Annotated in this window: 18 protein-coding genes and 1 tRNA gene; 12 read left to right on the forward strand and 7 right to left on the reverse strand. The window is 34.5% G+C overall.

Annotation, left to right across the window (positions count from 1 at the left end; all coding sequences use genetic code 11):
* Positions 1–2 precede the first annotated feature (2 nt).
* Complete coding sequence (locus FJ651_RS05120) at positions 3–1853, forward strand: M1 family metallopeptidase (RefSeq protein WP_140989356.1); 1851 nt, start codon at positions 3–5, stop codon at positions 1851–1853.
* Between the two features lie 17 nt (positions 1854–1870).
* Here the strand turns inward: FJ651_RS05120 and FJ651_RS05125 are convergent, their stop codons facing one another.
* Positions 1871–3076: a succinylglutamate desuccinylase/aspartoacylase family protein gene (locus tag FJ651_RS05125; protein WP_140989358.1), complete on the reverse strand. Its 1206-nt coding sequence runs from the start codon at positions 3074–3076 to the stop codon at positions 1871–1873.
* A 4-nt stretch (positions 3077–3080) separates the two neighbouring features.
* Positions 3081–4931, reverse strand: a complete 1851-nt coding sequence (locus FJ651_RS05130) for a CBS domain-containing protein (RefSeq protein ID WP_140989359.1) — start codon at positions 4929–4931, stop codon at positions 3081–3083.
* A gap of 121 nt (positions 4932–5052) precedes the next feature.
* Between FJ651_RS05130 and rnpA the strand changes: the two genes are divergently transcribed.
* The 3 genes from rnpA to FJ651_RS05145 all read left to right on the forward strand — a co-directional run bounded on the left by rnpA (position 5053) and on the right by FJ651_RS05145 (position 8040).
* Positions 5053–5433 carry a ribonuclease P protein component gene (gene rnpA / locus FJ651_RS05135; protein ID WP_317130878.1) on the forward strand — a complete coding sequence of 127 codons (381 nt, stop codon included), beginning with the start codon at positions 5053–5055 and terminating at the stop codon, positions 5431–5433.
* Between the two features lie 87 nt (positions 5434–5520).
* Entirely contained in the window at positions 5521–7161 is a 1641-nt protein-coding gene (locus FJ651_RS05140) for a S41 family peptidase (protein ID WP_140989360.1), read from the forward strand.
* 99 nt (positions 7162–7260) lie between these two features.
* Positions 7261–8040: an OmpA family protein gene (locus FJ651_RS05145; protein ID WP_246085306.1), complete on the forward strand. Its 780-nt coding sequence runs from the start codon at positions 7261–7263 to the stop codon at positions 8038–8040.
* On the opposite strand, the gene FJ651_RS05150 is transcribed toward FJ651_RS05145, so the two are convergent.
* Genes FJ651_RS05150 through rpiB form a run of 3 tightly spaced genes read right to left on the reverse strand, consistent with a single transcriptional unit; the run spans position 8037 to position 9825 of the window.
* Entirely contained in the window at positions 8037–8483 is a 447-nt protein-coding gene (locus FJ651_RS05150; RefSeq protein WP_140989364.1) for a GNAT family N-acetyltransferase, read from the reverse strand. The two genes, FJ651_RS05145 and FJ651_RS05150, sit on opposite strands and share 4 nt — an antisense overlap.
* Before the next feature lies 1 nt (position 8484).
* Entirely contained in the window at positions 8485–9390 is a 906-nt protein-coding gene (locus tag FJ651_RS05155; RefSeq protein ID WP_140989365.1) for a cation diffusion facilitator family transporter, read from the reverse strand.
* A 3-nt stretch (positions 9391–9393) separates the two neighbouring features.
* Entirely contained in the window at positions 9394–9825 is a 432-nt protein-coding gene (gene rpiB / locus FJ651_RS05160; RefSeq protein WP_140989367.1) for a ribose 5-phosphate isomerase B, read from the reverse strand.
* A 548-nt stretch (positions 9826–10373) separates the two neighbouring features.
* Between rpiB and rnr the strand changes: the two genes are divergently transcribed.
* The 8 genes from rnr to FJ651_RS05200 all read left to right on the forward strand — a co-directional run bounded on the left by rnr (position 10374) and on the right by FJ651_RS05200 (position 19981).
* Positions 10374–12602: a ribonuclease R gene (rnr, locus tag FJ651_RS05165; RefSeq protein WP_140989369.1), complete on the forward strand. Its 2229-nt coding sequence runs from the start codon at positions 10374–10376 to the stop codon at positions 12600–12602.
* On the forward strand, positions 12586–13272 hold the full coding sequence (locus tag FJ651_RS05170; protein WP_246085307.1) for a head GIN domain-containing protein: 687 nt from the start codon (positions 12586–12588) through the stop codon (positions 13270–13272). Before rnr ends, FJ651_RS05170 begins: the two co-directional genes overlap by 17 nt.
* A gap of 37 nt (positions 13273–13309) precedes the next feature.
* Positions 13310–13990 (forward strand): LysE family translocator, encoded by a 681-nt coding sequence (locus FJ651_RS05175; protein ID WP_140989370.1) that lies wholly within the window; start codon positions 13310–13312, stop codon positions 13988–13990.
* Between the two features lie 628 nt (positions 13991–14618).
* A complete protein-coding gene (locus FJ651_RS05180; protein WP_140989372.1) occupies positions 14619–14852 on the forward strand; it encodes a hypothetical protein in 234 nt (77 codons plus the stop codon).
* Positions 14853–14855: 3 nt separating this feature from the next.
* On the forward strand, positions 14856–15596 hold the full coding sequence (locus FJ651_RS05185; protein ID WP_140989373.1) for a GLPGLI family protein: 741 nt from the start codon (positions 14856–14858) through the stop codon (positions 15594–15596).
* A gap of 637 nt (positions 15597–16233) precedes the next feature.
* Positions 16234–16482, forward strand: coding sequence for a hypothetical protein (locus FJ651_RS05190; RefSeq protein ID WP_140989375.1), 249 nt, complete (start codon positions 16234–16236; stop codon positions 16480–16482).
* Positions 16483–16535: 53 nt separating this feature from the next.
* Positions 16536–17264, forward strand: coding sequence for a GLPGLI family protein (locus tag FJ651_RS05195; RefSeq protein WP_140989376.1), 729 nt, complete (start codon positions 16536–16538; stop codon positions 17262–17264).
* Positions 17265–17323: 59 nt separating this feature from the next.
* A complete protein-coding gene (locus FJ651_RS05200) occupies positions 17324–19981 on the forward strand; it encodes a carboxypeptidase-like regulatory domain-containing protein (protein WP_246085308.1) in 2658 nt (885 codons plus the stop codon).
* An 803-nt stretch (positions 19982–20784) separates the two neighbouring features.
* Here the strand turns inward: FJ651_RS05200 and FJ651_RS05205 are convergent.
* Together FJ651_RS05205 and folB are read right to left on the reverse strand one after the other, a co-directional pair.
* A tRNA-Cys gene (locus FJ651_RS05205) sits at positions 20785–20855 on the reverse strand.
* A 67-nt stretch (positions 20856–20922) separates the two neighbouring features.
* Positions 20923–21291: a dihydroneopterin aldolase gene (gene folB, locus FJ651_RS05210; protein ID WP_140989378.1), complete on the reverse strand. Its 369-nt coding sequence runs from the start codon at positions 21289–21291 to the stop codon at positions 20923–20925.
* Positions 21292–21312 lie beyond the last annotated feature (21 nt).

The following is a 21312-nucleotide window of genomic DNA, read 5'->3' on the forward strand; positions in this document are numbered from 1 at the left end:
TCATGACTTTTAGAATCTCCGTTTTATTTCTCTTTTTAACTATCTTTTCTTGTGGTAGTTCTGTAACTACAGCTACAAGTAACAAAGAATTGCATCATTATTTAAAAAACATAAATAAGGACTGTTATTGGCAGCAACATGCAGATTATAAAATGGAGATTGATGTAGATGTAAAGTCTTATCAATACACTGGAAAACAAGAGTTAGTTTACACCAACAATTCTCCCGATACCTTAAGGCGTGTTTTTTACCATTTATTTTTTAATGCTTTTCAACCGGGAAGCGAGATGGATGTGCGCTCAAGAACTATTGCCGATCCTGATAGCCGCGTTGGTGATAGAATTTCAAAATTAAAACCTAGTGAAATTGGTTATCTCAATGTTATAAAACTTGAACAAGATGGTAATTCTATTGTTCATAAAACTGTTGGTACCATATTAGAAGTTGACTTGGCCAAACCGATAGCGCCAGGAGAAAGTACCACCTTTCATATGGATTTTAAAGGTCAAGTTCCTGTTCAAATTAGACGCTCCGGCCGAAATAATGCCGAAGGTGTAGCACTTTCCATGACGCAGTGGTATCCTAAATTAGCCGAATACGATTTTGAAGGGTGGCATGCCGATCCTTACATTGCCAGAGAGTTTCATGGTGTTTGGGGAAATTTTGACGTTAAAATCACCATAGATAAAAACTACGTTCTTGGCGGTACCGGTTATTTACAAAATCCCAACGAGATTGGACACGGTTACGAAACTACCAATGTTAAAAAACCATCAGGAAATAAATTGACTTGGCATTTTATAGCACCCGATGTTCACGATTTTACTTGGGCAGCAGATCCAGATTTTAAACATGATCTATTGCAGGTACCCAATGGTCCTGTTTTGCATTTCTTTTACAAGAAAACCATGGAAGACCAATATTTAGAGAATTGGAAAAATCTTCAACCAAAAACATTGGCACTCATGGAGTATTTCAGTAAACATATTGGTGAATACCCTTACAAACAATATTCTGTTATTCAAGGTGGTGACGGCGGTATGGAGTACGCCATGTGTACGCTTATCACTGGAGAAGGAAGTTTTGGAGGATTAGTTAGTGTTACTGCACATGAATTGGCACATACCTGGTTTCAGTTTTTGCTTGCTACTAATGAATCTAAACACGAATGGATGGACGAAGGTTTTACTTCTTACATCAGCTCAATGGCTATGAATGAAGTAATGAATCAAAACCGTGAAAATCCAATTGCAGGATCTTATAACGGATATATAAGATTGGCAACCTCTGGAGTAGAACAGCCTTTAACAACACATGCAGACAGATATCAATACAATGGGGCTTATGGTACATCTGCCTATAGTAAAGGTGCCGTTTTTATGGCACAGTTGGGTTATATTATGGGCGAAGAAGCTCTGAAAAAAACCATTAAAAAATATTTCAAAGACTTTGCATTTAAACATCCAACACCCAACGATTTTATTAGAACTGCCGAAAAAGTTTCGGGGATGCATTTGGGCTGGTATTTAATAGATTTTGGTCAAACTACCAACACTATAGATTATGCCGTAAACAATATTGACGGTAACAAAGTTACGCTTGAACGCATTGGTTTGATGCCAATGCCGCTAGATGTTATGGTTACTTACGATGATAACAGCTCTGAAGCGTTTCACATTCCGCTTAGAATGGCAAGAGGACACAAACCAACGATCGCAACTGTTATTGAAAATTGGGCATGGGCCTATCCAACTTACACTTTTGAAACCACCAAAAAAGTGAAAAGCGTAGAAATTGATCCAAAAAATCACATGGCTGATGTGGATAAAAATAATAACAAAAAGAGTCTTTAAATTATTAGATGATTAAATTAAAAACTGCTGCTCTTGTACCAGTTCAAATGTTTATACATGGCCTTTTTGCTCATGCGCTCACGATTATAAAACTTGATATTGTTTTTATCTAACTGATAACTTCTGTAGCCCAATAAATGAAATAATTGTTTGGCCATATATTTCGCGGTTCTGGTATTGACCAACAAAATTTCTTTGGTTTTGTCGTACCAACTAACTCCGGGAAATAAAACCAGCATATTATCAAATTTTATTTTCCTTAAAATAGCAGAAAGTTTTAGTGCTAACTTAGGTATAGGCCTAATAAGATAGTAACCGTCTTCTCCTGCTTTTTGATACAGTGGCATAAATAAAGTTGCGGTTTCTTTTAAAGCAATAGACACGCCGTCGCTTACAGCAATTACAATACCTTCATCCACATCTTGAAAACTTTTATAACCTTCGCACATTCTAAAATCTTCGTTGGGCTCTATCTTGTGTCGGTAGGTAACTTCGTAAGTTTTTGTGTTATTTTCTGCTGATTGGCTTAATAATTCTTTGTAAACTGATACATTTTCTGCGACTTCAGCTTCTAAAATTTCGGTATGAACCAATGCTAAATTAATAAAAGCAATACTATTGGTAACAGCAAGTTCGTCGTCGTGCTGACCTGATTCAAAACCCAACGAAACGTATCCTAGTTGGTTGATATAGCTCAATAAAGGACCTTCAAGATATTCTTCAATTCCCAACACTTTTGGCACCGGAAACAGATTAGAAAACCTTCGGTTAATGAGCGCATCGTTGATGGTTATAAACGGGATTGTTTTACTTGAAGTGGTGTGTAAATCAATGAAATAAAATGGTCCGGTATGATTATTCAGAATCTCCAATAGCAGCCTGTAAAGTGCTTTTTGTTCGGCATCTTCATTTTTATAATCTATTTGTTTTTCTAAAGATTTTAATTTCTCTCGGGTCCATTGCCTATTCAGGTCTTTTATAATAAAACGTTTATTTTCTTTTAGCGCAGCTATGTTACCGGCAATACCGTAAACTGTGCCTTTAATTTTTGAAGAATTTAGTTGAGGTAATACGCTTTTGATAGCCTTTACACCTGCTTTTTCATTACCGTGAATGCCTCCAAAAAGCACAATAACCGGTCCTGATTGATCACCTTCAATTTTATGTAAGATTCTGTCAATCGTCGTATTTATTGGTATGTCAATTTCTGTGATTTGGGTCATATATCTAAATATCATTGCTAGTTATAATACCTACCAATTTACCTTTGTAAATAACCGGTAAACAGCTGATATTATTTAGCTTCATAAGATCTTTGGCTTCTTTAATGGTTTGATCTGGTCTTACAGTGATGATTGTTGTTTTCATTAAATCTTTTACGGTTTGCTTAACAAGCAATTCATCGTTTTCTACACCTTGAATGTCTTTCCAGCTTAAAATACCAATAATTTCTTTTTGATTATTGATTACCGGTATATGATGAATGTTATTCCATTGCATAATATGAAGTACTAATTCAAGACTGTCTTTTTCTCCTACAGAAAATATTTTGGCGTTCATATTATGCTTTACAATACGTTTGATGTTGAAGTGAGACATCATGCCTTCTTCTAACAAGGTCCAACTATCTACCGGGTAATCGTGTTCTTGTTTTTCATACATATAAGAAGTTAGCACCTGTAAGGCTTCGAAAGATTTTTTTGACTTTTGAAGGTTTCTATAGCTTTTTACCATCCATTCAGAACCTGTCCATGATTTTAATCTGTTTTCAATGATGGTGAGATAATGTTCTACATCTTTGGGTGAAATCCCCGCTTTGTACAATCCGCGATAAGCCATTGGTAACAGTTCATCTAAAATCAAATCCTTCGCTGCTATTTTTTTGCCATTCCAGGTCAAAATAGATTCTACACCATAGCGACACGCTTTGTAAAAATTAGAACGCACATCTCTAAAATCCATTTTGTCCTGAATTTTCTCATACTCTTTAGATTGACCAACAACAAGGCCAACCCAAAACATCATATTAGCTATTTCGTCTGTTAAAGTTGGGCCGGATGGTAAATAACGACACTCTATTCTAAGATGAGGTTTTCCATCTCCAACACCATAACAAACGCGATTCCATCGGTATACCGTGCCGTTATGAAGGTTTAAAGCTTTCAGTTTGGGAATGGTCCCGCTTTTTAAAACATCAACACTATTGCCTTCAAATTCCGAAGTCAAGAGGCTTCTAAACTTTGAAATGTTGTCTTTAAAAATACTGGAAACCGTTCCCTTTTCCCAATGTGTTCCGAAACTAACCCTAGATTGTTTTTCGTTTAAAACAAATGAGTTGGCTCGGGTATCAACACTTTGGTTAAATAAAGCAATTCGCGTTTCTGCCCATAACTCTTTACCGAATAATAGGGGCGAATTGGTACAAACACTTAAAACCGGACCCGAAATTGCCTGAGCCCAATTATAGGTATCTATAAAATTATCCGGATTAACTTGTAAATGTGTTTGAAAACTAGTGTTACAAGCCTCAAGCATCACCGAGTCACTTAAAAAATTCAGTTCATCAACCCCTTTAATGTGAATGTAGAAATCCTGCCCTCTCGAATCCTTTATGGCTTCGTTTAATACCGCGTAGCGCTTAATTTTGGTCATATAATCTTCAGAAACATGCGGAATTCTGAGCGTAGGTAACACACCTGTTAAACAAATTCTGGTATCGTGCTCGGCCGCTGCAGTTTTTGCCTTTTCTAACAACTCTTTTAATTGTTTATGAAGTTTTGAAAAACAATCTTTATCAAATAAAATAGGGTCTGAATTGATTTCTAAATTGTACTGTCCTATTTCTGTTGTAAAATGTTCGTCATTTATGGTTTCAAGTACCTGAAGTGAATTTTTTTGAGGCATGAATTCATGATCTACCAAACAAAATTCCTGTTCTGCCCCAATTCTTATGGGTGTCTTCTCAATTAAGTTTTGATCAATCATCATATCTAATGCTTCTATATCTTTTAAAAGCTGATGAATATAATGGGCTTTGTCTTTCTTTTTATTAAGCACAGATACGTCTAAACTTCCCATGATATTTTAATTTATTAATTAGTAAAGGGTTAAATTATATAAAAAGCTGAGTTTAAACTATGATTTGGGTCATGTGATAGATTAAAGGGTTATATAGCTACATTTTCCTACTTTTACATCCATGAAGCCTATAGATACATCTTATAGCCAAATCGAAAAACTCAAAAGCAAAAAACTTATAACGCAGCTTTTTGAAAAGGGTAAAACAGTTACTATATATCCTTTAAAATTAGTGTATTTAGAAACGCAATTTGAGGACAATGCTTTGTTAAAAACCGGTGTGAATGTAAGCAAGAGAAACTTTAAAAAAGCGGTAGACAGAAACCGTATTAAACGACTCATGCGCGAGGCTTACAGACTTAATAAGGCTCATTATTTTAGCAATACTTCAAAACATTATGCGTTTATGATTTTGTATATAGACAAAGAAATGCCCAATCTTAAATTTCTAGATTCAAAAATGAAATTACTGTTTAAGAAATTTAAAGAAAAGGTTGTTTAAATTTATGGTGTGATTTTTGACTAAAAATCACATTAGCTAAAATGGATCAGACATTTGAAGCAAAGTCATATAAAAGAAACCAAACAGATGAAAAAATACATTTTAAAAACTAAGTTCTTGATGCCGGTTCTTCTTGTTGTGGTGTTCTTCACCGGAACTGCGTTTAGAAACAATCTTTTTGAAGTAGCCAAACAAATAGAAATTTTCACCACCCTTTACAAGGAAATCAACATGAATTATGTTGACGAAACCAATCCGGCAGAATTGATGGATACAGCCATTAAAAACATGTTGAATGAACTGGATCCATATACACAATTCTATAACGAACAAGACGTACAAACAGCAAGGCTCAATCAAACCAATGATTTTACAGGTATAGGTGCCACGGTAAAAACCAAAAAAGACAGACTTATCATTGTTGAACCTTTCAGAGATATGCCGGCAGATAAAGCCGGACTAAAAGCCGGAGATGAAATAATTAAAGTTGATAACATCACCGTTGCCGACTTTAACGACGATGCCGGAAATTTACTGGAAGGCGCCGCAGGTAGTACCGTAAATTTAACCTACTTAAGACAAGGAAAAACTGAAAATGTAACCATTACCAGATCTGGAAGCGCAGATAAAGCTGTAACGCATTACAGCTTAATAGACGGCAACGTTGGCTATATTGTTTTGAGAAAATTTAACGAAAAGGCCTCAGCCGAAACCATTAATGCATTGCGAGATTTAAAAAATCAAGGTGCAGATAAGTTAATTCTTGATTTACGTGGAAATCCGGGTGGTCTGTTGCGGGAAGCTGTGAACATCGTAAACATTTTTGTACCGCAAAACACCTTGGTCGTTACCACAAAATCTAAAATTAAAAAGTATAACCAAACCTATTTCACACAACGTGAAGCTTTTGATACTGAAATCCCTGTGGTGGTCATTATTGACGACCGAAGTGCTTCGGCCAGCGAAATTGTTTCCGGCGCGCTACAAGACTTAGACCGCGGTGTAATAGTTGGCTCCAGAAGTTTTGGTAAAGGCTTGGTACAAAGACCAAAACCGCTCAACTACGGTACTCAAATGAAAATTACTATTTCCAGATATTACACGCCTTCAGGAAGATGTATCCAGGCATTAGATTATTGGAATAAAGACGAACAAGGTAAGGCTACCAGATTAAGCGAATCACAATTTACAGCATATAACACCAAAAACGGTCGAACAGTTTACGACGGTGGTGGTGTTGATCCTGACGAAAAATTAAAAGAATCGGCTCTTACACCTATTTCCAAAACCATTTTAGAAAACGACTTTATATTTAATTACGCAACCCAATACTATTATAAAAACAAGGTAACCGTTTTAAACGACTTTAAATTGAGCGATGCCGACTTTAACGACTTTAAACAATATTTGGCATCGAACAATTTTGAGTTTGAAACCCAAACAGAAGAGGCTTTTTTAAAAGCCCTAAAAAAAGCAAAAGAAGAGGAAATGGATGCAGTAGTATTAAACAGTTACAATCAGCTTAAAAAAGACATTGAAGCCTATAAAAACATAGCTATAGAAGCCAATAAATCGCAATTAATGTCGCTGTTAACAGACGAAATTATTACGCGCTATTTTTATAAAGAAGGCCTTTATAAATATTACACTGTAAAAAATCCCGAAGTTGCTAAAGCTAAGGCGATTGTTAGTAATAGCAGTGTTTACAGTAAATATTTAATACCTTAGATAAAAAATATTTTTTACTTTTAAACTAAAATCAACAGTTTGCGCAGGATAGCTTATATATTATTCTTTGTTTTAAGTGTCTCATTTTCACAACAAAATTTGAAGCATGAAGTCTATTTTGAAACTGATAAATACGATATTTTATCAACCGAGCTCAATAGATTATTACTCTTCTTAAACCAATTAGAAGAACTAGACATCGAAAAAATTTCAATCTACGGTTTTACTGATGACCGCGGTAGTGATGCTTATAACGAAAGACTTTCGCAACAAAGAGCTGATGCCATCAAAGCAGTAATTGCTGAAAACGAATTTGAAGAATCTCTCATTACTAACGTAGATGGAAAAGGTAAAATACTTTTGAGAATTATCAAAGAATCGGATGTTCAAAAAATTCGTGGTTTAAACAGAAAAGTTGAAATTATAGTTACTCCAAAAATTAAAGAACCCGAAGTTGTAAAAACTGAAAACAAAAAGCCTTCAACCAAAGATATCTTAAAAGGAGATGTTAAAGAAGGTGATAAAATTCTGATTGAAAATCTCCTTTTTAAAACAGGCTATAGTTATTTACTACCCGAATCTAAAAAGGTTTTAGACGAAATCGCCGAAGTTCTTGTAGAGCGCAAAGAATTGTATTTTACCATAGAAGGTCATGTATGTTGTACGCAAGGTACGCGCGATGCTCTAGATCGTAAAACCAACAAACCAAATCTTTCGGTGGCGAGGGCCAAATATGTTTATGATTATTTAGCCAGAAAAGGTGTTAATCCTCGTAGAATGCGTTACATGGGAATGAGAAGAAAATTTCCGCTTGGCGGTGAAGCCAAATACGACAGACGTGTGGAAATTGTAATTAACAGAATTGTTCCTGTTGATTAACCTCTATATAACATGTTAACATGTGGAATGCCATCTTCTAAATATTCTTCACCTTCAATTTTAAAATTTAAGTTAGAATAAAACTGTTTTAAATAACACTGAGCAGAAATTCTTATATCATTTGTTTTGTAGTAGTGTTTTACGGCGTCTATTGAAGTGTTCATAACATCGTAACCATAACCAAACTTTCGGTAATTGGCCTTTACAACAACTCTACCTATACTGGCTTCGGTGAAATAATGGCCTGGCTTAAATAACCTTGTGTAGGCTACAAGCTCATCTTCATCATACCCAAATACATGTAATGCTTTGCTGTCTTTTCCGTCTAAATCTTGATAAACGCAATTTTGCTCTACCACAAAAACTTCACTGCGCAACTGTAAAACATCGTAAAGTTGCTTTAAACTAAGTTGATTAAATTCTTTAATACTGTAAGTTAACATATTAATCTTGTACTATAATATCTTTTGGATCTTGTTTGTTGTATTCGGGTTGCAGGGTGATGTGATTGATATAAAACTCTTCGCTTAATAACTTTTCAATTGATTTTAAAACACCATCAAATTCTTCTACCGAAATATTTTCATTTAAATCTACATGAGCTTCCAAATGTAATTCATCATCGTTAAGTGACCAAACATGAACATGGTGCAGTTTCTTAACCCTTTCCAAACTGTTGACTCTGTTTACAATGTCTTCAACTTTAATATGATCTGGGGTAAACAACATGAGCATTTTTGTGCTGGTCTTAAGTAAATCATAACCTACCCAAATTAAGTATAAAGCAATGGCAAGCGTTAAAATACTATCTACCCAATAAATTTCATAAAACTTCATTAACAAACCACCTATTAAAACTGCAACACTTGCTAACATATCTGTTAGTAAGTGTAAATAAGCAGATTTCATATTAATGTTTTTTTCAGCCGAACTTTTTAACAACAACACACTAAAGCCATTAAATGCAATAGCCAAAGCTGATAACCAGATAACCAAATTTGAATTAATTTCTTCGGGATTGTTAAATCGCTTTACAGATTCAATAATCAATAATACAGCAATAATTATTAAGGTTGAAGCATTGATAAAAGCGGCTAAAATTTCGGCTCGTTTATAGCCAAAAGTTTTGTTGGTAGAGGCCTGTTTTCTTGATAATTTAGAAGCAAAATAGCTTACTAACAACGAAATAACGTCACTAAAATTATGAAGTGCATCGCTTAGCAATGCCAAACTTCCTGATATAAAACCACCAATAACCTGAGCAACAGTAATACCAATGTTTAATACAATGGCGAGCAACAATTTATTTTCGTTGACCTTACCGGTATGATGCTGATGGGAGTGAGACATTTGTTAACAAACCGGAATTTTTGAAATGCGATTGGCATGGCGTCCACCTTCAAAAGCAGTTGATAAAAATACATCCACCATTTCAATAGCTTGTTGTTGTGCTGTATATCTCGCCGGAATACTCAAAATATTAGCGTTGTTGTGTTGTCTGGCTAAAGCTACTATTTCTTTATTCCAACATAAAGCTGAACGTATGTCCCGATGTTTATTGGCCGTCATGTTAGCACCATTACCACTACCGCAAATAATAATACCAAATTCGGCTTTATTAATTTCTACATCTTTTGCTACAGGATGAACAAAATCTGGATAGTCAACACTGTCGTTGGTATCAGTACCATGATTAATAACTGTAATACCTTTGTTTTTTAAATGATTAACAATAGCGTTTTTGTAGTCTGTTCCGGCGTGATCGTTACCAATAGCAATAGTCATAATGTTATGTTTTTTTGAAGTTAAACAAAGGTAATACATTGTAAAAATAATAAGGTAGTGCTTATAAGTTTTTAATAGCTTGTTAATAACTGTTCGCTAAAATCTGATAGAAAAATTTTGATATATCAATCAAATTTACAAACCAAAACTATTTATTAATAACCAAAAAAGTTAGCGTGAAAATTTGAGTAATTTATCAGACTAAAATGTATTTAAATCAACACTATTTTTAATAAAAGTTATTATAAAACTCGAACTATTTTAGGTTATAAACAGTTGTTAATAGAATATATAAATTAGCTGTAATTAAATAGTTTAATTCAATTAAGTTATGTTAACTAAATATTAATAGAATGTAAAATTAATACTATCATAACAATCACATAAAAAGTTATACGCACTATTAACAAACCATCATAAACACCATTTTTTATTTAAAATTTCAAAAAGAAATAATGATTATTATATTAAATGTTCATAAAGTTTAGTTTTAGCCATGCAGGTTATTTTTTTAAACCGTAGCTTTGTTATTAATGAAATAAAATTTAATGAGTAGAAATAAAAAGAAAAAATCTTCTAACAAAATAAATAATCTTACTTCCAGTATATTAGCAATTTTAAAAAAGGAAAAAAACAAAAGTTTTAATTACAAACAAATTGCCGCAATACTTAATGTTGATGATGCCAGTAGCAGAAATCAAATTATTAAAACACTTCATAAATTGCTGGCTAAAAAAGAAATTGAAGAAGTGGAACGCGGTAAATTTAAAGCCGTGATTAACACACAATACTATACAGGAATATTAGATTTATCGGGCAGAGGCAGTGGCTATATTATTTCAGAAGAATTTGATGACGATATTTTTGTAGCTTCCAATAATCTCAATAAAGCTTTAGACGGCGATCAAGTAGAATTTTATCTGTATAAAAGACGAAAAAACGGTCGGTTAGAAGGTGAAATTGTAAACATTGTTAAGCGTTCTAAAAACGACTATGTTGGAGTGATTCAATTGCAAAAAAACTTTGCCTTTGTAATAGCCGACAGTAATAAAATGCACAAAGACATTTTTGTACCTATCAACAAAACTTTAAATGCTGAAGACGGCGATAAAGTACTGGTGCAGTTGGAAGATTGGCCTGAAAAAGCTGATTCACCCTACGGAAAGGTGATAAAAGTATTGGGTAAACCCGGTGAACACAGCACCGAAATTCACGCTATTTTAGCAGATTACGGTTTACCGGCCGAGTTTCCACCTGAAGTTGAAGAATTCGCCAATCAAATTGATACTTCTATCAATAAAGAGGAAATTGCTAAGCGAAAAGATTTAAGAGATACCTTAACATTTACGATAGATCCTAAAGATGCCAAAGATTTTGACGATGCCTTATCGTTTAAAATTCTCGACAATGGCGATTACGAAATTGGTATTCATATTGCTGATGTTTCGCACTATTTGCAACCCAATACCATTCTCGATGAAGAAGCCTACGAGCGTGCTACTTCTATTTATTTGGTAGATAGAGTCGTACCAATGTTACCTGAAATTCTATCCAACAACGCCTGTTCGCTGAGACCTAACGAAGAAAAATTTACCTTTTCGGCCATTTTTGAACTCAATCAAAAAGCCGAAGTTAAACAACAATGGTTTGGTAGAACGGTAACTTATAGCGATGCGCGTTTTGCTTACGAAGAAGCTCAGGCTATCATAGAAAACAATCCTAACAGCGATGTTTTAAATTTAGGCGGAATTAAAACGACCATTCCTAAAGAAGTATCGTTAACAGGTATTGAATATCAAACCAAACCCGAGATTGCCCGGGCTGTTTTAATTTTAGATAACCTGGCAAAAAAAATGCGCAGTAAACGCATGGCTTCCGGAGCTATTTCATTTGATAAAGTTGAAGTGAAGTTTAATTTAGACGAAGCCAATAATCCGGTTGGTATTTATGCTAAAACCAGTAAAGATTCCAATAAATTAATTGAAGAATTTATGCTGCTGGCCAACAAAAAAGTAGCCGAATTTATAGGAAAACAAAAACCCGAAAAAACCTTCGTTTATCGTATTCACGACGAACCTGACGACAGCAAATTAGCTGCGCTTCAAAATATTGTGGGCAGATTTGGCCACAAACTTAATTTTCAGGATAAAAAAACCACGGCAGCTTCACTTAATAAATTATTAACGGCCGTTGTTGGCACTAAAGAACAAAACTTGGTTGATACGCTTACCATTCGAAGTATGAGTAAGGCAGAATATTCAACCCAAAATATAGGTCACTACGGACTCGCTTTCGATTATTACAGTCATTTTACATCGCCTATCAGACGCTATCCCGATGTAATGACACACAGATTGCTTCAGCATTATTTAGATGGCGGAAAAGCGCCTAGTAACGAGGTTTACGAAGAAAAATGTCAGCACTGCAGCAATATGGAATATTTAGCCACCAAAGCCGAACGCGATTCCATTAAATACATGCAAATACGCTTTATGCAAGATCACCAGGATCAACCTTTTGTTGGCGTTATATCCGGTGTCACCGATTGGGGTATTTATGTTGAAATTATTGAAAACAAATGCGAAGGCATGGTGCGTTTGCAAGATTTAAAAGACGATCACTATATCTTTGATCAACAAGAATACGCCGTTATTGGCCGAAAAACCAAAAATATGTATCAACTTGGTGACGAAGTTGTGGTAAAGGTTAAAAATGCCGATTTAGTTAAAAAACATTTAGATTTTGAATTACTTGGAAAACATGAACCTGAAAATTAAAATGATAGCTATTGTTATTTTGTGTGCTTTCTTCGGAAGTGTGACAGCACAAAATACGCGTGAAACATCAATTAAAGAATTCTCAACCATAAAGGTGTACGATTTAATTGAGCTCAACTTGATTCCTTCAACCGAAAACAAAGTTGTGATTACCGGAAGTAATACTGAAGAGGTTGAAGTAGTACAAAACGGCAGTACCTTAAAAATTAGAATGCAACTTAAAAAGTTGTTTAAAGGTACCGATGTTGAAGTGAATGTGTATTACACCAATCTAAATATAATAGACGCTAACGAAGGTTGTATCATTACAGCCAATAATCTCATCAAACAAAACAGTCTTGAAATAAGAACTCAGGAAGGCGCCAAAGTTGATGCCAATCTGGAGCTTGAAGACTTAAAAATTCGTGCCGTCACCGGTGGAATTGTTGATGTAAAAGGCACAGCCACGAATCAAGATATCAGTATTTATACAGGAGGCATCTACAATGCCGAAAATTTAATAACGCAAACCACAACTGTTAGAATCAACGCAGCCGGAGAAGCGCACGTAAACGCAAACCAAAGTGTAGATGCTAAAATCAGGGCAGGAGGCGACGTCTATGTTTATGGCAATCCAAAAACAATTTCAGAGAATATTGCCTTGGGTGGCAGCTTAAAACGCGTGAATTAGCGATACTTTGCTAAATTTGTAAAAAACCGGCTTTTTAATGATTGACGATATTTTAGCGGCCATTCCATTTGGGATTATTCTTGCCTTTACTATTGGTCCGGTATTTTTTGTATTGCTCGAAACCAGCGCCACCAAAGGTTTTAAAAGCGCTTTGGTATTTGATATAGGCGTGATGCTCGCAGATATTGTGTTTATTGCTATTGCCTTTTACAGTACCAACAACCTTATCGAAAAAGTAAAAGACGACCCAAATTTTTTGGTGTTTGGGGGTGTGTTATTAGTAGTTTACGGAATCATTTCCTTTATAAAAACCTCTAATTCGTTTAAAATGATTGTTAGAGAATACCGTAAAGTCACCATTCAAAAAGACTATGCCAAACTATTCATTAAAGGATTTTTACTCAATTTTATCAATATAGGCGTGTTGTTAGGTTGGTTGGGTTTTATTGTGGTAGCCAATTCAATTACCACCAGCGAAGACGGCGTCATGGTATTCGTCATCACCATGTTGGTGACCTATTTTGTGGTAGATTTATTTAAGATGGCAGCCGCTAAACGTCTTAAAAATAAACTCACACCCAGACTTATTTTTAAAACAAAAAAAATTATCGCCTTGGTTATTTTAGGTTTTGGAGTGTTGTTATTAGTACAAGGTTTGTTTCCAAAAGCTTATGAGAAAAACAAACAGCGCATTGAAACTATTAAACCAATCGATTAACATCTGTTTTTATTTAAAATTTAGCAACTTTTATTAGTAAACTAAAACAGCGCATTTTTTGTTTAACCACAAAGCGCACTGAGAAGGCGCAAAGTGCACAAAGCAAAACACAACTCTGTGTTCTTGTTGTAATACTTCGTGATCGTTGTGGTTAATAAAACCCACCGCTAAGACGCTAAAAATGCAAAACAAATTCCCTGCGCCCTTTGAGCCTTTGCGGTAAAAAAGAAATATTGCAACCCTTTAACAAACAACTAAATAACAAACCAACTATTAATAAACCGTAAAAATTTAAACCATAAAACCCCAAACCGTAACGGTTTTTCCGTACTATCTAGTAATAACGCGGTGTGAGAGACGTAAAAATTTAACATTTAATAAGTTAACTAAAAAATTTTTAAAATTTTATTAGGTAGAGTAAAATTTTTTTTTTAAGATTTGTAATGTTGTTAAGCGCAATTAAATTTTACAAGTAGTTTAATTACAGGCAACAACAAAACTAAAGGCCTTTAACCTAAACCAACGTTGGTTTTTTATTTTAACTTGTATCACTTGTAATTTTTAAATCTTGTAACAACAAATTAAGTATTAATCATGCCGTCTTATGGCAATTTAAATTTTAAAAATTATGAAACGTAAAGTTTTTAGTGTACTTTGTTTAATATGCTTTTGTATTGTTATCGGTTCGAATAAATTAACAACTTCAACGGATTGTATTGAAGAAACTTTTGACGCAATGGATGAAATGGATGATTTGGGTTATTCGGATTTAGCTGCTTCATGTATGGGTAATTTTGTGTTAGCTGCATGTCAAGGATGGCCTGTTACAATTGAAGAGGCGGAAATATGTTTTGACCTGTGATCAATGAAAAAATCAACTTTTATCCTTTATGTTTGTTTATTTTTTCAACTTTCATCTTTTTCACAGAAATATGGAAGAGTGGTATATAGAGTAAATTCAGAAAAATTAACACAAAATAATTCTGAATCTGAATCTAGAAAAACTTTCGTGTTGTTAATGAACAATATGAGTGTTATAAGAGACAGCATTCAACTGAATCTAGATTTTAAAGACAATGCATCAATATTTTATGTTGACACCAAGACTAATCTGGGATTATCAAATTTAAAAGGTTATAAAGGTATTATTAATTCTTTTAACGTCTTTTACCGTAACGATAATACAGACACCCTTATAGAGGTTGTTAATTCAGACAAAATTTATTTAGTCACCTCAAAAGCTTCTGAAATTTCTTGGAAGATCACTAACGAAACCAAAGTCATTGGAAATTATAAATGTATAAAAGCAGAAGGTAGTATTAAAAGTCATAGTTTAACAAAAGGACTGCATACAAAAATGTTAACGGCGTGGTTTTGTCCGGAGATCCCTATAAAACTTGGGCCAAAAGGATATGGCGGTTTACCGGGGTTAATTATGGAACTAAAGGAAGGCAAATTAACCTATTATGTAAAGGCTTTAAATTTTAACTTAGATGATGTTTCAATTAACAAACCCGTGAAAGGTAAAGTAATTTTTAAGGAAGATTTTTTTAACCTAAAACCAACAATAACAACAGATAATTTTAAAGAGCATATTGGAAATTAATAATAAAGTCATTTTGATCATTATTTTGAAAATCCTGTTTTGAATACAGGATTTTCTTTTTTTTTGCCTCGGCCCAACAAATCCAAGTCACAGGCAAAGTCGCCGATAGCCTTCAAAACCCACTGGGCTATGCCAACATTTTAGCCATGCCAGAGTAAGTGATAGAGACGTTTACCAACCCACGGTTTTAACCGTGGGAGATCAAGCCAAACATAAAACACAACCCTTTAACAAACAACTAAATACCAAACAAACTCTTAATAAAACGTTAAAATTTAAACCATAAAACCCCAAACCATTACGGTTTTTCCGTACTATTTAGTAATAACGCGGTGTGCGAGACGTAAAAATTTAACATTTAATAAGTTAGATAAAAAATATTTAAAAAAAGGTTTGTTTTAATCGTTTTTTTTTTTTGCTTTGTGAGGTTCTTTGCTAATAGTGAGAAAATAACAAGGTTTTTTATTATGGCATTGAACAAATAGATTAATCTAAATATCCGGTACCGGTTTATTTAAAAATCTCCTTGTAAAGCCTTGTATCCTTGTAAAGCCTTGTATCCTTGTAATTTTTAAATCTTGTAAAACAAATTAAGTATTAATCATGCCGTCTTATGGCGGTTTAAATTTTAAAAATTATGAAACGTACAATTTTTAGTGTATTTATGTCGGTATTTTTATTAGGTAGTCTAAATAGTGCTAATAATCATGTTGATAGTTTTGAAGACATATCTTCTGATTGTTTTGAAAATGCCATGGAATTATATAATTTATATCTTGCTCATGGAAGAAGTAGAGAGGTTGCATTGCAAGCAGGGTCCGATTATTATGAGGATTGTCTGGAATGGGAAGCTGAAGCACTCATACCTGAACCTTGTGGATGTTAAAAAATTTAAATAGCTACGATTTTTAATCGTGGCTATTTCTTAATACTTTTTATATGGAGAGAATTTTTCAGTGGTTTATCATTATTTTATCACAACTGAGTTTTTCACAAAACTTAAGTGGCATCGTTGAATACAAAGTGATAAGCCAAATAACAACCGACACCATTTCAAACCAAAGGACAGCTGCAATATTTGAAAATATTACAAACCAATTTGAGAAACTTAGTTTTAGGCTTGAATTTAATGCTAATGAGTCAATTTTTGAACTTAATACCATATTGAAAAGTGATAATAGCGCTGAGAAAGCATTTGTAAGTCAAGCAATTTCAATAGTAGAAGGTGAAACAACCTATTTAAATTTGGCAGAAAGCAAAAGATTAATCATTAAAAAATTATTCAGTGATGTTTTTTTGGTGAGTGACAACCTTGAAATTGATTGGAAGATCGTTAACAACTCAAAAGAAATAAACGGTTATGAATGTTTTAAGGCTGAAGTAATTCTTAAAGCTGATAAAATGCACACAAAAGACAGACAAGTGACAGCATGGTTCACTAATAAAATACCTGTTTCGCATGGACCACGAGGATTTGCTGGATTACCAGGCTTAATACTCGAGTTACAAGTAGATGATATCGATTTTGTAGCAAATAAAATAACTTTCAAGAATAAAGACGAAGTTAAAATCAATGCGCCAACAAAAGGCATTAAACTAACACTGCCAGAATACCACAATCTTGTCATGGAGAAAATTTATGAGTATGGTTTTGAAAAGAGACAATAAATAACTTTCTCATATATTAAAATTTGAATTTTATATATTTCATTCGTTTATTCTTTTTATTGATACTATGTCTTTTTCTAAGTAAGACACACGCCCAACAAATCCAAGTCACAGGCAAAGTTACCGATAGCCTTCAAAACCCATTGGGCTACGCCAATATTTTAGCCATGCCCGAGGCAGACGACCAAGAGGTGCGTTTTGCTATTACCACAGATAACGGTAGCTACCAATTAGGCTTGGCAAAAAACCAAACCTACGAGCTTACCATTAGTTTTTTAGGCTATATAAGCCAAAAACTTACACTTACCACCGGTACAGACAACCTTATTAAAAACTTCATCTTAAAAGAAAGCACAGACCAGCTTACCGAGATTACCCTTAATTACACGCCGCCTATTACCGTTAAAAAAGACACGCTTACTTACAGGTTAGATGCCTTTACCACCGGCGAAGAACGCAAACTGCGCGACGCTCTTAAAAAACTACCCGGTATTGAGGTAGATAAAGCCGGTAACGTAACCTCGCAAGGCCGCAGAATCACCAAAGTATTGGTTGAAAATAAAACCTTTTTTACCGGCGATAGCAAGTTGGCCGTAAACAACATCCCGGCAGATGCCGTTAACGAGGTAGAGATTTTAGACAACTACAACGATGTGCCCATGCTTAAAGGCCTTCAGGATAACGAAGACCTGGCCATGAACATCAAACTTAAAGAAGATAAGAAAAAGTTTGCCTTTGGCGATGTAGAAGTGGGCGCGGGCTACAAAGAGCGTTATGTTATACATCCTAACCTATTTTACTACAGCCCAAAAACCAACATCAATTTTATTGGCGACCTTAATAATACAGGCATAAAAAGTTTCACTTTTAGAGATTATTTAGAGTTTGAAGGCGGTTTTGGTAAACTTCTAAGCGACGCAAGTGGCTATTTTAGCTTGTATAACAGCGATTTTTCGCAATACCTTAACAACAATAATTTTAACGCTAATACCAACCAGTTTGGCGCATTAAACATTAGGCAATCTGTTAGTAAATCAACCGATATAAGCGGTTACGTGATTAGCTCAAACAGCAAAACCCAAACCCAACAAGAAACGCTTAACAATTACCTTAATTTTGGCAATCCGTTTACAGAAGAACGCAGCAATAGCAACTTGGCCAATAGCTTTTTTACCCTTGGCAAATTAACGGTGAATTACAAACCCGATTTTTCAGAAGATTTAGAATACAACACCTTTATAAAAGCCACCAATAACGATGCCACCGGCGTGATTAGCACCATCAATCCCACGCAGTCTAATACCATCGCCACCAACACCGATGTAAGAGGCATTGACCTGAAACAAAACCTTAATTACAGCCGGAAATTTTCTAAAGCACATACAGCTACCTTAGAAGCCACCTATAATTTTAAAAACGATGAACCACTTGCCAATTGGCTTACCAATCAGCAAATATTACAAGGCTTAATTCCCTTAGAAGACGATGAGGTGTTCAATATTATGCAACGCAAACGTGTTAATTCTCATAGTTTTAATGCCATTGTAAAAGACTATTGGGTACTCAATAACTTCAACCATATTTACACGAGCGCAGGCGTCAATACCGCCTTTTCAAACTTTTTTACAGAAGATGTACAAGAACTCTCCAATGGCGACATTAATAATTTTAATACCGCAGGATTTGGAAACGATTTTAAGTACAGTTTTGTAAATACCTACATTGGTATGGAATACAAGTTTCAATTTGGTAAAACCATTTTTAAACCTGGCTTATTTTACAACACCTATGTATGGCGCACCCAGCAAGAAGACGAGGTAAACAATCAACAAAAAAACTTGTGGTTGCCACAGCTTAATATAAAAGTTGAATTTAATAACAGTCAAAAACTAAACTTCGACTATCGTCTTAACGCGCGTTTTGCAAGTGTTGACAGGTTGGCGAATAATTTTGTGCTCACCAATTTTAACTCGGTGTTTAAAGGCAATGAGACTCTTGAAAACACCTTGTATCATACGGCTAGGTTGAGTTATTATAAATTTAGTTTGTTTAGAAACTTAAACTACAACATCAACGCATCGTTTAACAAACGGCTTAAAAATTTTAAAGCAGTTACCGAGTTAGATGGTATCGATCAGTTTAGAACCCAAATACTACTCGATTTACCGGAGCATAATTTTAATATCAGCGGAAGAATTTCTAAAAAAATCAATAGAATACGCTATAATTTAAGTGGTAATTACAATTATTCAGACTTTTACCAAATAGTAAACCAGCTCACTAGTCAGAATACTTCAAACTCCATTTCAGGAACTAGCAGCGTAGAAACCCTATTTAAAAACTTCCCAAATTTAGAAATAGGTTACACCAAAGATTTCAATAATTACAAATCCTTCGGTAATGATAACCAATTTGAAAACGATCGGTTTTTTGTGAATTTGGAATACGATTTTTTAAAGCACTTCATCTTTAAAGCCGATTATAGCTACGATAATTACAACAATAAAACCAACAATATCACCAATACTTTCGACACCGCAAATGCTTCTCTATTCTACCAGGTAGAAGACAGTCCGTGGGGATTTGAGATCAACGCCACCAACCTATTCGATATTAAGTTTAGGCAAAACAATAGCTTTACAGATTTTTTAATTTCAGACAGTCGTACGTTTATTATGCCGCGAATTATTATGTTTAAGGTGGCTTATAAGTTGTAAATAGTATTTTTTGCTTGATTTTTTTTACCGCAAAGTGCACAAAGAAGGCGCAAAGTTCACAAAGCATAAAACAATCATCTTAAGGCAAAACACAACTCTGTGTTCTTGTTGCAATACTTTGTGATCTCTGTGGTTAATAAAACCCACCGCTAAGAGGCTAAAAACGCAAAACAAATTCTCTGCGCCCTTTAGTTAAAACTGTATTAATATAGCGGCTGAATTAGGTTTTGCAGATAGTTACAGCATGATTTTTTTACCTTAATTGTTTCTGCGAAAATCTGCGAAATCCGCGGGATAAACCCCAGTGGTGTCAAATCACTTTTACTGATAGGCATTCGTTCTTTAAAATCACGGCTAAGACGCTAAAAACGCAAAACAAATTCTCTGCGCCCTTTGCGTCTTTGCGGTAAAACCATATCAATATTTTGGTGGAATCGTTTTTTTTAGACTTAATATTTAATCAATTTTTCATAAAAATTAGAACAAAAAACCTCCAAGTTTCCTTGAAGGTTCCAGAGGCATCAAGCTTATTCAAATCCCAACTAAAGACATGACTAATCGCCGCTGTAGCAGCTTTTGCAGAGTATATCTTTAATTAATTTTCATAAAAATTAGAAATAAAAAACCCCGAGTTAACGGGTTAATTTAAGAGGCATCAAGCGTCCCAACCTTTCAGGTCGGGATAATCCCAACCAAAGTCGGGACTAATCGCCGCTGTAGCAGCTTTTGCAGAGTATATCTTTAATTAATTTTTCTTAAAAATTTGAAATAAAAAAACCTCCAAGTTTCCTTGAAGGTTCCAGAGGCATCAAGCGGATTCGAACCGCTGTAGCAGCTTTTGCAGAGCTGAGCCTAGCCACTCGGCCATGATGCCAAACTACCCGCGTACGCGGGTATCTATTTCGACTGCAAAATTAAAAAAAATAAGTAGTTAACACTATTTACTGAGTAATTTTTCGTCCTTCGGTTAATTTAATCGTTACCATCTCAACATCACCACCAATAGGCGGATTTATTTTACTAATTTTTACCGTTGCTTTTGTAACGCGCTGGTCTTTAATAAATATTTGAGTTAAAATTCGCTTAGCTACGGTTTCCAATAGTTTAGATGGTTTGGCCATTTCTTCTTTAACTATGGCATTTAACAACACGTAATCAACCGTATCTTCTAAAGCATCACTTTTGGCCGATGGTTGTAAATCGGCATTTACTTTTAAATCAACCCTGTAATCGCTGCCAATAATGGTTTCTTCCGGCAAGCAACCGTGGTGTGCGTAGATGCGGATGTTTTCAACTTTAATTATTCCCATATCATAAAATTAGAATACAAA

It is taken from the genome of Paucihalobacter ruber (genome assembly GCF_006494535.1).
Taxonomy (GTDB): Bacteria; Bacteroidota; Bacteroidia; order Flavobacteriales; family Flavobacteriaceae; genus Paucihalobacter; species Paucihalobacter ruber.